The organism is Caenispirillum salinarum AK4 (genome assembly GCF_000315795.1).
GTDB lineage: Bacteria > Pseudomonadota > Alphaproteobacteria > Rhodospirillales > Rhodospirillaceae > Caenispirillum > Caenispirillum salinarum.
The window spans coordinates 278,394-294,653 of sequence record NZ_ANHY01000006.1 but is presented as its reverse complement, the minus strand read 5'-3'; the positions used below and the strand labels follow the sequence as shown (position 1 = coordinate 294,653).

Genomic DNA, 16,260 nt, shown 5'->3' with positions numbered 1-16,260 from the left:
GTGCTACTGCCTTCGGATGGTACACTTCGTTCGACCCCCGGAGGGTGTCGCGGCGGCGTGACCCCGGCAATCGATACGGGAGAGTGGGGAAACATGGCCTTTTCGCTGTCGGCGGCGGTGGTGGGCGCTGTGCTGGGCTCGGTGGTGCTCGCCGTGGCCCTGGCCTATCTTGCGCGCCTGCCGAACGCGGCGGGCGGGCTGAAACTCTGGGCCCTGTCGTTCTTCGTGCACGCCTTGCAGCTTCTTGTCGTCGCGCCGGACCCGCTGACCTACGACCCCGGAATCCTGTTCGTCTCCGAAAGTCTGAACGGACTGACGGCGGTCCTGCTGCTGGCCGGCACCTGGCGCTTCCTCGGCAACCGGGGGCGGCCGGCGGTGTTCGCGGCGCTTTTGGCGACCGCGGTCGGCTGGGCGTTGACGGCAGCCATGCTGGACCTGTCGTTCTTCTGGACCACGTTGCCGCAGTACGTCTTCATGGCCGGCGTCATGCTGATTACCGCCTGGGCCTTCTGGTCGCGGCGGGCGGAGCAGCGGGACAACTTCACCTACATCGCGGTTCTTTTCGTCGCCTGGGCCGCGCACACGCTCGGCTATCCCTTCCTGGGGCGCGATCCCGAGCTGGCGCCCATGGGCTTCCTGATCGCCCAGGGCCTGACCATGGCCATCGCCGTCGGATTCATCGTGCTGGTGCAGCGCCGACAGGCCAAGGACCTTGCGGCCGCGCGCGAGGCGGCGGTCGAGGCGGAGCGCGTGGCGGCCGGACGTGAAGATCACATTCGCGCCGTTCTCAACACGGTTGCCGACGGCATCGTCACCGTCGGCGCCGACGGCCGCGTGTCGGATTTCAACGCCGAGGCCGAGCGCATCTTCGGCATGCACGCAGTGACGGTGGTCGGCGGTCCCGCGGCCCACGTCCTGCCGGCGGAGGACCACGAGGCGCATCCCGAAGGGGGCCTGATCGTCGAGGCCTCGACTGGCTTGGGCGAAGACGGCCGCGCCGTGCGCGCGACCCGCACGCAGGCGCGGCGGGGCGACGGCGGGCTCATGACCATCGACCTGCGCGTCGCCTGCATGCGCGATGCCCAAGGCCTTCACCATGTGGCCGTCGTGCGCGACATCTCGGAAGCCCTGGTGACCGAGCATCTGGACGACCTGCTCCAGAGGCTCGACCAGCAGGCCTTCCGCGGTGCCTCGCTCGATCAGGTGGCCGGCATGGCCGCCGAGCGCATGGCCGAGGTCAGCAACCTTCCGCTCGTGTGGATCGGCACCAAGGAACTGGACGGCACGGTCAGCCTGCGCGGCACGGCCGGCGAAAGGGCGCCGGAGGTCTCCTTCGAAGGCGAAATCCGCTGGGACGCCGCCATGCCCGAGTTCTGTCCCGCAGCGGAGGCTGTGCGCCTGGGCGAGACGCAGCAGGTGACGATCTCGACACTCGTCGGCCCACCGGGTCCCTGTGTGCGGGCCATCAAGGGCCTTGGGCTCGACGGCGTGACGGCCGTGCCCCTGCACGCGCAGAACGAGGTGGTCGGCGTCATCGTGCTCGCCGGCGATCCGGCCCACCTGAGCCGGCCCGACACGGCCCGCATCGCCCGCGCCGGCGGCCGCCTGGGATCGGCGTTCCAGATCGTGCGTGACCAGGAACGCTTGCGCCTGCAGGGCACGGCCATGGCGGCGGCGGCCAACGCAATCTTCATCACCGACCTCAACGGCAGCATCGAGTGGGTCAACGACGCCTTCACGCGCCTGTCGGGCTACGACCGCAAGGACGTCCTGGGCAAGACGCCCGCCGTGCTGAAGTCGGGCGTGCAGAGCCCCGACACCTACGCCACCCTGTGGCGCACAGTGAAAAGCGGCCGGGTGTGGCGCGGCGAGATGGTGGAACGCCGCAAGGACGCGACGTTGTACACCGTCGACCAGACCGTCGCGCCGATCACCGACGAACACGGCAAGATCACCCACTTCGTCGCCATCCACGAGGACGTCACCGAGCGCAAGCGGGCGGAGGAGCGCATCCGCTATCTCGCCAACTACGACACGCTGACTCGCCTGCCCAACCGCGTGCTGTTCCGCGACCGCCTGCACCAGGCGGTAAGCCACGCGCGGCGCATGCAGAAGGCACTGGCCGTGATGTTCGTGGACCTGGACCGGTTCAGCCGCATCAACGATACCCTTGGCCACGCGGCGGGCGACCAACTGCTGTCCACCATGGCCGAACGGATCCAGCTGGTGGCCGAGGACGCGGACACGGTGGCCCGCATCGGCGGCGACGAGTTCGCCGTCATCCAGAGCGACCTGCCCAACGCCGAGGCCGCCGCCGTGCTGGCGAAGAAGGTGGTGGACGCCGTGGGCACCACCGTCGACATGGACGGCCACGAGATCCACCTGGGCGCCAACGTCGGCATCGCCATATTCCCGCAGGACGGCGAGGACCCCGACCACCTCATCAAGAACGCCGACATGGCCATGTACCGGGCCATCCGCTCGGAAACGGCGTCGTACTATTTCTTCAGTTCGGAAATGAACGCCGAGGCCCAGGTACGACTGGGCATCGAAGGGGACCTGCGCCGGGCGGTGGAGCGGGACGAACTGACGCTGTTCTACCAGCCGCAGATCAGCGTCGCGACCGGCCGCGTCATCGGCGTCGAGGCGCTGCTGCGCTGGCAGCACCCGGAACAGGGCATGGTCTCGCCGGCCCGGTTCATCCCGGTCGCCGAGGACAGCGGCCTGATCCTGCCCATCGGGGAATGGGTGATGTCGGAAGCCATGCGCCAGAGCCGCGCCTGGCTGGACGACGGCTTGCCGCCCATCACCATGGCCATCAACATCTCGGCGGTTCAGTTCCGCCAGGACGGCATCATCGACCGTGTCAAGGCGCTGATCGCCGAGCATCAGGTCGACCCGACGGCCATCGAGATGGAGCTGACGGAAAGCATGCTCATGCAGGACGCCCGTCAGGCCATCGAGCTTCTGACCGACCTGTCCGACCTTGGCATCCAGCTTGCCATCGACGATTTCGGTACCGGTTATTCTTCGCTCAGCTATCTGAAGCAGTTCCCGGTCGACAAGCTGAAGGTGGACCAAAGCTTCGTGCGCCACATCACCACCGACGCCAACGACGCCGTCATCGCGCGCGCCACCATCAATCTGGGGCACTCGCTGGGCCTGCGCGTCGTGGCCGAGGGCGTCGAGGACCTGGAGACCTATACCTACCTGCGCGCCGAAAACTGCGATGTGGCCCAGGGCTACTACTTCGGCCGCCCCATGCCCGCCGACCAGATCGCCGACCTCCTGCGGCGCGAAGCAGCGGGCGAAAGCCTGGTGCCCGAGGAAACGATCGGCACTGCGGCCGGGGCGTGAACCGGCGGCGAAGCCTTTGACACCATTGGCGTTCCCGCGCGTTGGTGTGGTGGAAGACATTGCCCACCCAGCCTCGCGAACACGCAAACGGAACCCCACATGCTGCACCGCCCGCCACGCGGCCGAACTGCCTCGGCCGGAAAGGCGATCCCGCTGAACGATCTGCCGGCCGAGGAGCGTGCGCGCCGGCGCGACCGTCCCGCAGCGGCCGCGCCGCCCTCTCCGCCGGATGCCCGGACCGTCTCCGTGCGCCGCTCGGCCGCCGCGGCACACAACGCCCGCCCGGCAGAGGAGCGCAAGCGGGCGCCGTGCGGGCCGGCTCCCGCCGCCGAACCGGGGGCGGCCAAGACCGCCGAGCCGACACCGCCGTCGGTGGCGTCGGGCCAGGGCGGCGAGGTGCTGGAGGTGCGCCGGGTGCGGCCGGACCTGTTGCGTCTCTTCATCGCCAAGCCCGCCGGGCTCGCATACACGCCCGGGCAGTCCCTGCGCCTTGAACTGGAGGGCACGCGGCGGCGCTATACCCTGGCCTCGGCCCCGCACGAGCCACACCTGGAATTCTACGTCGAGATCGTCCCCCAGGGCCGCATGACGTCGAAGATCGCGCGCCTCAAGGCCGGGGACCGGGTGGAGATCGCCGGCGCACCAAAGGGCGGTATTGCCTTCGACGAGAGCGCGGCCCGGCACCTCATGCTCGCCACCGTCACCGGCGTGAATCCCTTCGTCAGCATCCTGCGCGACGCGCTGCACCGCGGCCGGCGGGACTTGAACTGCGTGCTGGTCCACGGCGCGAGCCACGGCGACGAGTTCGGCTATGATACGGAACTTGCGGACCTGGCGCGCCGTCGCCCCGACCTGCTGACCTACATCCCCACCGTCAGCCGACCCGATGACCCGCGCAACGCGGGCTGGCAGGGCGCGAAGGGCAGGGCGGAAAGCCTGGTCCCTGCCGTGCGCCGGCGCTTCGAGCTGCCCGTGGGGGAAACGGCGGCCTATGCCTGCGGCCATCCCGGCATGGTCGACAATGCACGCACAGCCCTGACCGAGTTGGGCTATAACGTGCGGACGGAAAAGTACGACTGACGGACGGGCGGGGGATATGAGGCTGCGGATGGGGGCCGTTCTGGCTGGACTGCTGGCGCTCACGGCCTCAGTGACGCATTCCCAGCCGCTTGACTGCCGGCGAGTCCCGCTGACCGACATCAGAACCGGCGCGGCCATTTTGGGCCCGGAGGACCTTGCGTTCCACGCTCCTTCCGGCACCCTCTTCATCTCCGCCCATGATCGCGCCGGCAGGTCCGGCGGCGGCCTCTACGCGCTTCCGGCCGCGAGTCTGGAGGCGGGCACGGCGATGCGGCTGGACGCCGGGGCGGTCACCTTTCCCCACGGCATTGCCCTGGACGACGCCGGCGCGGCGCTGGCGGTCATCGACCACCGCGATCGGCGGGAGAGGTCGCAATTGCTTGTCTTCCCCGTCGGTGACAACGGCGCGCTTGCAGCGCCTGAAGCCCGGAAAGACGACCGCCTGTCGCGGGCCAACGACGTGGCGCCGGACGGGCAGGGCGGATGGCTGGTCAGCATCGACCAGGGCTCGGAGAGCGGCCTTGGCCGCCTGCTGGAGGTGACGGTTCCGCTCGCCCGCGCGAAGATCATCCGCCCGGGCCAGTACGCCCCATTCGCGGAAGGCCTGGCCTTCGCCAACGGCATCGCCCGGCTGAACGACGGGCGTATCGTCGTCGCTGAAACGCGGGCCGACCGGCTTACGGTCCTGACGCCGGACGGCACGGTCGCAGCGCGTGTGCCGCTGGACGGGCCGCCGGACAACGTCTCGGCGTTGCCCGACGGGCGGCTCGCCGTGGCGGTTCTGACGGGCGGACTGCAGCTCATGCTCTCGCGGCAGGAGTGGCTGGGCGTCGACCCGCCGGGCTCCCGCGTCGTGGCGGTCGATCCGGACGGGGCCGGGCCGGCGCGGGTCCTGTTCGACGATCCCGACAGCGCCATCCTGGCCGCGGCCACCAGCGCGGTTGCGGCGGGCGACCGGCTGGTGATCGGGTCGGTGGCCGACAGCGCGCTGGCCGTCTGCCCGCTGCCGGCGGCCGTCAGCCGGTAAAGGGCTCCTGCTGGGTCGGCGTGTTCTGCAGGTCCAGCGTCACCTCCACGATGTCGATGTCGATGGTCGCGGTGCGCTTGAAGCCCAGGTGCTCCACGAACTTGAGCATGCGCTGGTTTTCCTTGAGGACCTGGCCGACCATGTACTTGGTGCCGCGGGCGCGGCAGTACTCGATCATCTTTTCCATCATGCGGATGCCCAGGCCGCCGCCCTTGAGGTTGGAGCGGATGACGATGGAGAACTCGGCCGACTCGTTGTCGGGGTCCGTCACCGTGCGCACCACACCCAGGGTTTCGTCGTTGCCCTCGTCGTCCTTGGAGACGCCGATGAAGGCCATTTCGCGGTCGTAGTCGATCTGCGTCAGGCGCGCCATCTGGCTGTGCGGCAGTTCCTGCACCAGACCGAAGAACCGGAAGCGGATGTCCTCGGGCGTCAGGCGGCTGACGAAGACGTGGTGGTTGGGCTCGTCCTCGGGCCGGATGGGCCGCAACATCACCTTGCGCCCATTGCGCATGGTGAAGACCTCTTCAAGGTCGCGCGGATAGGGGCGGATCGCCAGCCGGTCCGTCGCCACCGCCGGCGCCTCCTGCACGCGCATGCGGGCGTCGATGGCCAGCACCCCGTCGGCGTCGGCGAACAGTGGGTTGATGTCCAGCTCGACGATTTCGGGGATGTCGGTGATGAGCTGGCCGACCTGGATCAGCGTGCGGCTGATGCTTTCGGTGTCCGCCGGCGGGCGGCCGCGATAGCCCTCCAGGAGCTTCGAGACGCGGGTGCGGCCGATGACCTCTTTTGCCAGGGTCATGTTCATGGGCGGCAGGGCGACGGCGCGGTCGCCGATCACCTCCACCGCCACGCCGCCCTGGCCGAACAGGATGACGGGACCGAAGATTGGGTCGGTGGAGACGCCGACGATCAACTCGTGCGCGCCGGTGCGCCGAGCCATGGTCTGCACGGAAAAGCCGTCCAGGCGCGCGTCGGGGAAGATGCGGCGCAGGCGGCTTTCCATCTTCTCGGCGGCCTGGCGGGCCTCCTCGGGCGTGTTCAGGTCCAGCACCACGCCGCCGACATCGGACTTGTGGCCGATGTCGGGCGACATGATCTTGAGCGCCACCGTATGGCCCATGCGCGCAGTCAGGCGCTCCACCTCGTCAGGTGTCTTGGCGATGTGGGTTTCGACCGTGGGCACGCCATAGGCCAGCAGGACCGCCTTGGCCTCGGGTTCCGAGAGCATGGAGTCGCCGCGCGCGAGCACGTCGCGGATGATGGACCGCGCCGTTTCCGTGGCCGGCTGGAAGTCTGTCGCCAGCGAAGCCGGCGTCTCCATCAGCAGTTCCTGGTTGCGCTGGTACTGCACCGTGTGCATGAAGGCGCGCACGGCCTGATCCGGCGTGTCCAGGGTAGGGATGTTCGACTCGGCGAACAGGCGGCGGGCATCACGCACCCGCTCGTCGCCGACCCAGCAGGTGCCGATGTGGGCGGTGCGCTTTTCCTTGGCGAAGTTGATGACCGCCTGGGCGACCGCCGTCGCGTCCACCATGGCGACCGGAACGTGCATGACCAGGATGGCGTCCACCTCCTTGGCCGCGTGAAGAATCTTCAGCGTTTCCAGGTAGCGGTCGGGCGGAGCGTCACCGATGAGATCGATGGGATTGCCGCCCGACCAGATGCCGGGCAGCACCTTGTTCAGTTTTTCCATGGTGTCGTCCGACAGGTCCGCCAGACGCCCGTCCAGCCCCAGCAGGTCGTCGGCCGCCATGATCCCGACGCCGCCGCCGTTGGTGACGATCGCCAGCCGGTCGCCCTTCAGCCGGCGCGAGCGGCCCAGGGTCTCGACGGCGGCGAACAGTTCCTCGAAGTCGTACACCCGCAGCATGCCGGCGCGGCGGAAGGCGGCGTCGTAGACCTGATCGGACCCGGCCAGGGCGCCGGTGTGGCTGTAGACGGCCCGGCTCGCCTGTTCATGGCGGCCGGCCTTGATGGCCAGCACCGGCTTGTTGCGGGCGGCGGCACGGGCGGCCGACATGAAGTTGCGGCGGTCCTTGACCGACTGGATGTAGAGCAGGATGGCGTTGGTCTGCGGGTCACTGCCCAGGTAGTCCAGCAGGTCGCCGAAGTCGGTGTTCACCGCTTCGCCAATGGACATGAAGTGCGAGAATCCGACTCCGTGGGTATGCGCCCAGTCCAGCACGGACGCGCACAGGGCGCCCGACTGCGAGACGAAGGCAAGCCGCCCCTGGCGCGCCGGCAGGTGCAGCGAACTGGCGTTCAGCCCCATGTGCGGGACCATGAGCCCCATGCTGTTGGGGCCGAGAATGCGCATTCCGTACTTGCGGGCGAGGTCCTGGACCTGGTCCATGGCGGTGCGGCCGTCGGCGCCTTCGGCCTTGCCCATGCCGGCCGAGCCGACGACGGCCGCCCGGGTGCCGCGTGCGCCCAGTTCGTCCACCACCTGCGGCACATCCTCGGGCGGTGTGCAGATGACGGCCAGCTCGGGCGTCAGCGGCAGGCTGGCGATGTCGGGATAGGCCAGCACCCCTTGCACCGCCTGAGCGGAGCGGGTGACGGGCATGATGGGACCGCCGAAATCGCCGCGCAGAAGGTTGCGCATGACGATGCCGCCGATGGCCGTCTCGGAATTGGACGCCCCCACGACGGCGACCGACTCCGGCTTGAACAGGCATTTCAGGTTGCGGACGCTCATGACCCCCCTCGTCATCGGTGCCCAGAAGGATGAGGTCAGCCTAACGCCCTGAGTTTGCGGTGCAACAAGAAAGGGGGCGGCACGACTTCCGGCCGACCCCTTAGCGCCTTATGCCGCACCCCGGCCCCGGATCATTCGGGCACGAACAGATTCCCGCCGATGAGGGCCGCCGTCGTGCGGATGAAGACCGTGGCAATGATCACGGTCGCCAGCCCCAGCAGGCTCCAGCCGAGCACGGTCAGCCCGGCAGGCGCACCGACGCGGGCACCATAATCCAGCACCGCGCAGGCCAGGGCTGCGCTTGGAAAGGTGAAGGCCCACCAGGACACCGCGAAGGGCACTTTCAGGAAGGTGCGCGTCATGCTCAGTAGCAGCAGGGCGATGAACAGCCCGGTGTAGAGCAGCACCCGCGCGAAACCGTCCACCACGCCGCCCGTCAGCGCCACATAGGACAGATAGCCGACGGCCGGGGGCGCCATGAAGATGAACAGCGTCGGCAGGATCTTCGTCGGCATGGGGTCGTGGAAAATGATGCGGTAGATGAGCAACGTCATCAGCACCAGCCAGAACACCACGCCGATGGAGAAGAAGAACCATGCCACCTCGGTGAAGCCGAAGTGGCTGCCCGTCAGGGGCACGATGATGTTGCCGACGATGGGAATGAACCACGCCGGGTTGGAATGCGCAATGTGGACGTCGTGCAAGATCCATCGCTTGAGCAGCGTCACCGTCAGGGTGACGTGCAGCACGGCGCCCGCCGCCCACATCCACAGGGCCAGCGTGGGAGCGTGCGGGATGGCGCCGATGGACAGCAGAAGGATGGCGATGGAAAAAGCCGGGAAGAAGTTGGCGCGGATGGGGTGCGCGAACTCCTTTTTCACCGCCTGGGGAAAACGCAGGGCCTTGGCGCCGTAGAGCACCGTGATGGCCACGAACAGCACCGCCGCAAGCGCCATGATCGCCTCGCCGACCATGGCAGGCGCCGCGACCGTGTGCGAGGCCTTGCGCCAGGCGATGCCCAGGCCGGTCACGCCCATCACCACGGCGAACAGGGGTACAGGCACGTGCATCAGCCACGGCCCCGCGGCGCTGGTGGCGGCGGGAATGGCGCCGGCCGGCGCGGTTCCGGCGCCGGCGTCGGCAGGGGCAGAGACGGAATCGGGGCGTTTGGCCTCAGGCATGTCGTGCGAACTCCGGTCACCAACGAAAAGAGGATGCGACCGCACCATCACATAAGCAGGCCCTAATGTAATTGAGCTTCGTCATTCCCGCAAACGAAACCCCGCGACGGTGGCCGGCGCGGGGCTGGGGGTCAGATGGAGACTGGAGCCGAGCCGGCCGCGTGCCCTCAGTTGGGGCGCGACAGCGGCGTGTAGAGGCCTTCGTCGGACTCGTTGAACCATTCCTCGACATCGGGATGGTCGATGGGGTCGTCCGTATCGTCGGCCAGAAGATTGCGTTCGGCGACGTAGGTTGACATTTCCGTCTGGTCGACCAGCACGTGGTACCAGGGCTTGTCCTTGGGTGGCTGCCGCTCGGTCTGGTCGGCGTACCAGGCGTCGTCCATGCGGAACGACGGATCGACGTCGACCACGATGCCGCGGTAACGGTAGCTCTTGTGGCGGACGGTCTGGCCGATGGAGAACCGGGCGCGTCGCGGCTTGGATTGCGTGGTCAACACGGCTCCCGTGAAGCGCAAAAAAAGGCTGGCGGCGCAAAGGGGCGCCCCGGGTGGGGCGGTGGCTCCGGCGGTAGGATTCGAACCTACAACCCTGCGATTAACAGTCGCATGCTCTACCGTTGAGCTACGCCGGATCATCGCCAGCAGTCTATGGAGGCCCGGACCGGAATCGAACCGATGTACGGGGATTTGCAGTCCCCTGCATAACCACTCTGCCACCGGGCCTTAGCGTCGGGCGTCCTTGTCTTGAAGGCGCCGTCTGCGGTGCTCCCCCGTGGGGGAGGCGCGTTTTATAGGGACTGGAACGGCCGAGGTCAACACCTTTTGGGAAAACAGGTTTCCTTGTCGATGTAGCGCGGCATTGTCTTTCGCGCGGGGCGGGGCTATAAGACCGCCGTCATACCCGCACGGGCGGGACACCTTTTCAGCATCGATCGAGACGACGGGCGCGCGACCGCCGCACTTAATTTTCATCCGACGGGCCGCCCGGCACCGCAGAGGGGTTTTCCATGGACTTTACCATCGCTCGCCGCAACATGGTCGAGGGCCAGATCCGCACCAACCGGGTCACCGACCCCCTGGTGCTTAACGCGATGAAGACGCTCCCGCGAGAGCTGTTCGTGCCCAAGGCGATGCAGTCCATCTGCTACATGGACGAGGAAATCCCGCTGGGCAACGGCCGCTGCCTGATGGAGCCGATGATCCTCGCCCGCCTGCTGCAGGAGTGCGCGGTGCAGGAGGACGACGTGGTCCTGGTCATCGGTGCGGGCACCGGCTATTCCGCCGCCGTCATGGCGCACATGGCGTCCACCGTGGTCGCGCTGGAGGCGGACCAGGAACTCGCCGACCGCGCGTCGCGCCTGATGGCCGACCTGAACATCGATAACGTCGCCGTCGTCAGCGGCCCGCTGGACCAGGGATATCCCCAGCAGTCGCCCTATGACGTCATCTTTTTCGACGGCGCCATCGCCGAGGTGCCCAAGGCCATCCTCGACCAGTTGCGGGAAGGCGGCCGTCTGGTGACGGTCATCGAGGACGATGCCGACGCCGAGGTCGGTCAGGCCACGCTGGTGACCCGCAACGAAGGCGTGGTCGGCCGCCGCACGGCGTTCGACGCCAAGGTGCCCATGCTGCCGGGCTTCGAACCGGCGCCCAAGTTCGTCTTCTGATTGCGCCTTCAGCGTCGCACCTCTTGCTCCGGCCGCCATGCCTGTCCCGCGTGGCGGCCGGAGCCGTATCGGGAGTGGCCCTTGCGGCGCCGGTTGCCGCGCGGGACCATGAACATCACATGGCAGGTCTCCGCACTCTTTCCCACAAACCGTTGCCTGGCGTATGCTTGGCGCCGGATCGCCGCGGGGGACGCCGCCAGCAATTTCATTCAAGGTGATTGTCGATGAAAAAGCCTGTTTCCATCGCCGTCGCGGCCGCCATTTTCGGCGCTGCCGCCGCCTTTGTTCCGCTGTCGGCGGCCCACGCGGAAAGCCTCAGGGAAGCCCTGGCGAGCGCCTACCTCAACAACCCGACGCTCAAGGCCCAGCGCGCCGCCGTGCGCGCGGTCGACGAATCGGTGCCGCAGGCCAAGTCCGGCTGGCGCCCGACGGTGGAGGTCACGGGCTCGATCGGCAAGGCCATCGTCGACGACAATACCCGTACGACCGGCAGTTCCGACCTGACGCCCCGCGGCTATGAAATTCAGGTGGCGCAGCCGCTGTTTCGCGGCTTCCGCACGGAAGCGGCGGTGGAGCAGGCCAAGAATTCAGTGCGGTCCGCGCAAGCCGGCCTGCAGGCGACCGAGCAGGAAGTACTGCTTGCCGCGGCCACGGCTTACATGGACGTGATCCAGGCGCAGGCGGTGGTGGAACTGACGCAGAACAACGTGGATGTCCTGCAACGCCAGCTGGACGCGACGCGCGACCGGTTCCGTGTCGGGGAAGTGACCCGCACCGACGTGGCGCAGGCCGAGGCCCGCGTGGCTGGCGCGATCTCCGATCGCATCTCGGCCGAGAGCGAGCTTCAGTCGGTGCGCGCGACCTACGAGCGGGTCGTCGGAGCCGTGCCCGGCGAAGTGGACACGCCGCCGCCGGTCGCCAACCTGCCCGACAGTCTGCGCGAGTCGGTGGAACTGGCGATCACCAGCCGCCCCAGCGTCGTCTCGCGCCAGTACAGCGCTGACGCGGCCGTCGACAACATCGATCAGGTGCGGGGCGAGTTGCTGCCGACGGTCAACCTTATCGGCTCTTACGGTCAGAACTGGGAAAGCAGCCGCCAGGGCTTCCGCAGCGACAGTGCCAGCGTGGTGGTGCAGGCCACTGTCCCGCTGTACCAGGCGGGGCAGGTCTATTCCCGCCTGCGCGAATCCAAGCATGTCGCGGGCCAGCGCCGGATCGAGGTGGACGAGGCGCAGTTCGACGCCCGCGAGGCCGCCGTGCAGTCGTGGGAGAACCTGGCCGCCGCCCGCGCCGCCATCGAGTCGCTGACGGCCCAGGTGGAAGCTGCTCAGATCGCATTGGAAGGCGTCCAGCGCGAAGCCCAGGTCGGGGCGCGGACAGTCCTGGACGTGCTCGACCAGGAGCAGGAGCTGCTGGACGCCCGCGTCAACCTCGTGCGAGCCCAACGCACGGAATTCGTGGCGGCCTACCAGCTTCTGGCGTCGGTCGGTCGGATGACCGTCCAATCCCTCGACCTGCCCATCGAAGCCTATGATCCCGACGCCCACTATCTTGACGTGCGCGACCAGTGGATCGGCGGCAACAAGTGGGCCGAGGACGACGAAGAACTGGCGATCACCGGCAGCGAGCGCGGCGGCCCCATGGGTGTCCGGCTTGGCGAATGACCGGCGCGGATTAGGGGCGCTGGCTTTTTCTCGTGGTACGGTGAGGGGTTATCCGTTACTCTTCGCGGCCGGGAATAGGTATTAAGACGGTTTAGGCACATGGACGACAAGGGGCAGCAGGAACCATCGATGGAGGACATCCTCGCCTCCATTCGCAAGATCCTGTCGGAGGACGAGGAGGAGGACGCCCAGCCGGAGCCGAAGAAGGCCGAAGCGCCTCCTCAGCCCGAGCCGGAGCCCGAACCGGAGCCGGAGCCGGAACCCGAGCCCGAGCCCGAGCCGGAACCGGAGCCCGTCGCCGAGGACGAGGACGACGAGGATGTGCTCGAACTCACCGACAGCATGATGGTCGAGGACGAGCCGGAGCCGGAACCCGAGCCTGAGCCGGAACCGGAGTGGGAGCCCGAGCCCGAGCCCGAGCCCGAAGCGCCGGTCTTCTCGTTCGACGAGATGGACATGGACGAGCCGGAGCCGGAGCCTGAACCGGAGCCCGAACCCGAACCGGAGCCCATGCCGGAACCGGAGCCGGCGCCGCAGCCGAATCCTGCCGCCAGCCTGGACGACGATCACCTGATGAGCCAGGCCACCGAGGCCGCGTCCGCCGCCGCCCTGTCGCAGCTGGCCCGCACCATGACCTCGGACCGGCAGCTCACCGTCGGCCACGGCGCCATCACGCTGGAGGAACTGGTCCGCGATGCGCTGCGCCCGCTGCTGCGCGAGTGGATTGACGCCAACCTGCCGGGCATCGTTGAGCGCCTGGTCCAGCGGGAAATCGAGAGACTGGTATCCCGGTCCGAAAAGCAATAAAACCGCACCGGACCCATCATTATCTAACACCGCGCGCGACGCCGGGTCCCTGGGGCCCGGCGTCGGCGTTTTCGCCCCAATCGCCGTCAGAGAAAACGGGAAGACACACGCGATGCTGGACAAGACCTACAACGCCGCCGAGGTCGAGCAGAAACTTTATGCACGGTGGGAAGAGTCCGGCGTATTCGCTTGCAATCCCAAGGCCGACGGCAAGACGCCCTACACCATCATGATGCCGCCACCCAACGTGACCGGCACCCTGCACATGGGGCACGCGCTGACCTTCACCCTCCAGGACGCTCTGATCCGCTTCCACCGCATGCAGGGCCGCGACGTTCTATGGCAGCCGGGCACCGACCATGCCGGGATCGCGACGCAAATGGTCGTCGAGCGCAATCTGGAGAAAGAGGGAAAGACCCGCCACGACCTGGGCCGCGAAAAGTTCATCGAAAAGGTCTGGGAGTGGAAGGCGCAGTCCGGGGGCGCCATCATCAACCAGTTGCGCCGCCTGGGTGCCTCCGCCGATTGGCCGCGCGAGCGCTTCACCATGGACGACGGCCTGTCGGCCGCTGTTCGCAAGATCTTCGTCGACCTGCACCGCAAGGGCCTGATCTACCGCGACAAGCGCCTGGTCAACTGGGACCCCAAGCTGCACACGGCGATTTCCGACCTGGAGGTCGATCAGCGCGAGACAGTCGGCAAGATGTGGTACTTCCGCTATCCGGTGGAGGGGCAGGAGGGCGTCACCGTCACGGTCGGCACCACGCGCCCGGAAACCATGCTGGGGGATACCGGCGTCGCCGTGCACCCCGATGACGAGCGTTACGCCGACCTTATCGGCAAGCACGTCGTGCTGCCGATCGTCGGCCGCCGCATCCCCATCGTCGCCGACGAATACGCCGACCCGGAGAAGGGCTCGGGCGCGGTGAAGATCACGCCGGCCCACGATTTCAACGACTTCGAGGTCGGCCGCCGCAACGGCCTGGAGATGATCAACGTTCTCGACCGCGACGCGCGCATCAACGAGAACGCGCCCGAGGGCTACATCGGTCTCGACCGTTTCGAGGCCCGCGAGAAGATCGTCGCGGAGTTCGAGGCGCAGGGTCTGCTCGAGAAGGTCGAGGAAAACCCGATGACGGTCCCCTACGGCGACCGCTCGGGCGTGGTCATCGAGCCTTGGCTGACGGACCAGTGGTTCGTCGACGCCAAGACGCTGGCGCAGGAGCCCATCAAGGCCGTCGAGGAAGGGCGCACTCGCTTTGTGCCCAAGCAGTGGGAGAAGACGTTCTTCGAATGGATGCGCAACATCCAGCCCTGGTGCGTCAGCCGTCAGATCTGGTGGGGTCATCAGGTTCCGGCGTGGTTCGGCCCCGACGGCGAAATCTTCGTCGAGGAGACCGAGGCCGAGGCGCAAGGAGCGGCGGACAAGCACTACGGCAAGACCGTCGAGCTGACCCGCGACACCGACGTTCTGGACACCTGGTTCAGTTCGGCGCTCTGGCCGTTCTCCACGCTCGGCTGGCCCGAGGAGACGGAGGAGCTGAAGCGCTACTACCCGACCGACGTGCTGGTCACGGGCTTCGACATCATCTTCTTCTGGGTCGCCCGCATGATGATGTTCGGCCACTACGGCATGGATGAGGTGCCCTTCAAGGACGTCTACATCCACGCCCTGGTGCGCGACGAGCACGGCCAGAAGATGTCCAAGTCCAAGGGCAACGTCATCGATCCGCTAACGCTGATCGACGAGTACGGGGCCGACGCCCTGCGCTTCACCCTGGTCGCCATGGCCGCCCAGGGCCGCGATATCAAGATGAGCGAGCAGCGCGTCGCCGGCTACCGCAACTTCTGCACCAAGATCTGGAACGCCGCCCGGTTCTGCGAGATGAACGAGTGCCGCCCCGATCCGGCCTTCCAGCCGGCGGGCGTGACGTCGACGCTCAACCGCTGGATCGTCGGCAAGGCGGCCGAAACCGCCGCGACCGTCGCCAAGGCGGTGGAGGAGTACAAGTTCAACGAGGCGGCCCAGGCCGCCTACGGCTTCACCTGGAACACCTTCTGCGACTGGTTCCTGGAATTCGCCAAGCCCGTCTTCCACGGCGAGGACGAGGCCGCCAAGGCCGAGACCCGCGCCACGGCGGCCTGGGTATTGGACCAGATCCTGGTCATGCTGCACCCGTTCATGCCCTACCTGACGGAAGAACTGTGGGGCCAGATCGGCGGAACCGCGCGCGAGTCCATGCTGGCCCAGCACCACTGGACCGACGCCGGCGACGTGGCCGATGCCGCCGCGGCCGAAGAAATGGACTGGGTGGTGGAACTGATCTCCTCCGTCCGCTCGGTTCGCTCCGAGATGAACGTGCCGCCCGGCGCCCGTCTGGGCCTGCAACTGAAGGATGCCTCGCCCGAGACGGTGGCGCGCATGGAACGGCACGCAGCGCTCATCAAGACGCTGGCCCGGCTCGACAGCCTGGAGGCGGTGTTCGAGGCTCCGGCCAAGGGTGCGGCGCAGACCGTGGTGGGCGAGGCGACCGTCATCCTGCCGCTTGCCGGCGTCATCGACGTGGACCAGGAAAAGGCGCGCCTGGAGAAGGAGCTGAAGAAGGTCGAGGGCGAAATTTCCAAGCTCTCGGGCAAGCTCGGTAACGAGAAGTTCCTCGCCAAGGCGCCGGCAGACGTGGTGGCCGAGCAGCGCGAGCGACTGGCCGACGCCGAAGGCACGCGCGACAAACTGCGCGACGCGTACGACCGCCTGGCGGCCCTGTAAGCGG

10 protein-coding genes and 2 tRNA genes are annotated in these 16,260 nt (G+C 67.7%); 7 read left to right on the top strand and 5 right to left on the bottom strand.

Going from position 1 to position 16,260, the window contains the following annotated elements:
* The first annotated feature begins 93 nt into the window (after positions 1 to 93).
* From C882_RS07775 to C882_RS07765, 3 genes are all read left to right on the top strand, one after another.
* Positions 94 to 3,357, top strand: coding sequence for a sensor domain-containing protein (locus tag C882_RS07775; RefSeq protein WP_009540024.1), 3,264 nt, complete (start codon positions 94 to 96; stop codon positions 3,355 to 3,357).
* Between the two features lie 99 nt (positions 3,358 to 3,456).
* On the top strand, positions 3,457 to 4,437 hold the full coding sequence (locus C882_RS07770; RefSeq protein WP_009540023.1) for an FAD-binding oxidoreductase: 981 nt from the start codon (positions 3,457 to 3,459) through the stop codon (positions 4,435 to 4,437).
* Positions 4,438 to 4,705: 268 nt separating this feature from the next.
* A complete protein-coding gene (locus C882_RS07765) occupies positions 4,706 to 5,464 on the top strand; it encodes an SMP-30/gluconolactonase/LRE family protein (protein WP_009540022.1) in 759 nt (252 codons plus the stop codon).
* On the opposite strand, the gene C882_RS07760 is transcribed toward C882_RS07765, so the two are convergent.
* The 5 genes from C882_RS07760 to C882_RS07740 form a co-directional block, all read right to left on the bottom strand.
* Positions 5,454 to 8,168, bottom strand: a complete 2,715-nt coding sequence (locus C882_RS07760) for a bifunctional acetate--CoA ligase family protein/GNAT family N-acetyltransferase (RefSeq protein ID WP_009540021.1) — start codon at positions 8,166 to 8,168, stop codon at positions 5,454 to 5,456. The genes C882_RS07765 and C882_RS07760 overlap by 11 nt on opposite strands.
* Before the next feature lie 131 nt (positions 8,169 to 8,299).
* Positions 8,300 to 9,349, bottom strand: coding sequence for an SLAC1 anion channel family protein (locus C882_RS07755; protein ID WP_009540020.1), 1,050 nt, complete (start codon positions 9,347 to 9,349; stop codon positions 8,300 to 8,302).
* Between the two features lie 167 nt (positions 9,350 to 9,516).
* Positions 9,517 to 9,846 (bottom strand): heat shock protein HspQ, encoded by a 330-nt coding sequence (hspQ, locus tag C882_RS07750; RefSeq protein WP_009540019.1) that lies wholly within the window; start codon positions 9,844 to 9,846, stop codon positions 9,517 to 9,519.
* 62 nt (positions 9,847 to 9,908) lie between these two features.
* Positions 9,909 to 9,983: transfer RNA gene (locus C882_RS07745), tRNA-Asn, on the bottom strand.
* Positions 9,984 to 10,000: 17 nt separating this feature from the next.
* A tRNA-Cys gene (locus C882_RS07740) sits at positions 10,001 to 10,074 on the bottom strand.
* A gap of 284 nt (positions 10,075 to 10,358) precedes the next feature.
* On the opposite strand from C882_RS07740, the gene C882_RS07735 reads away from it, so the two are divergent.
* The 4 genes from C882_RS07735 (at position 10,359) to C882_RS07720 (ending at position 16,256) form a co-directional block, all read left to right on the top strand.
* Positions 10,359 to 11,018: a protein-L-isoaspartate O-methyltransferase family protein gene (locus C882_RS07735; protein ID WP_009540018.1), complete on the top strand. Its 660-nt coding sequence runs from the start codon at positions 10,359 to 10,361 to the stop codon at positions 11,016 to 11,018.
* 224 nt (positions 11,019 to 11,242) lie between these two features.
* On the top strand, positions 11,243 to 12,682 hold the full coding sequence (locus C882_RS07730; RefSeq protein ID WP_009540016.1) for a TolC family outer membrane protein: 1,440 nt from the start codon (positions 11,243 to 11,245) through the stop codon (positions 12,680 to 12,682).
* Between the two features lie 99 nt (positions 12,683 to 12,781).
* Positions 12,782 to 13,489, top strand: coding sequence for a DUF2497 domain-containing protein (locus tag C882_RS07725; protein WP_152415240.1), 708 nt, complete (start codon positions 12,782 to 12,784; stop codon positions 13,487 to 13,489).
* A 112-nt stretch (positions 13,490 to 13,601) separates the two neighbouring features.
* On the top strand, positions 13,602 to 16,256 hold the full coding sequence (locus C882_RS07720; protein WP_009540014.1) for a valine--tRNA ligase: 2,655 nt from the start codon (positions 13,602 to 13,604) through the stop codon (positions 16,254 to 16,256).
* Positions 16,257 to 16,260: the final 4 nt, after the last annotated feature.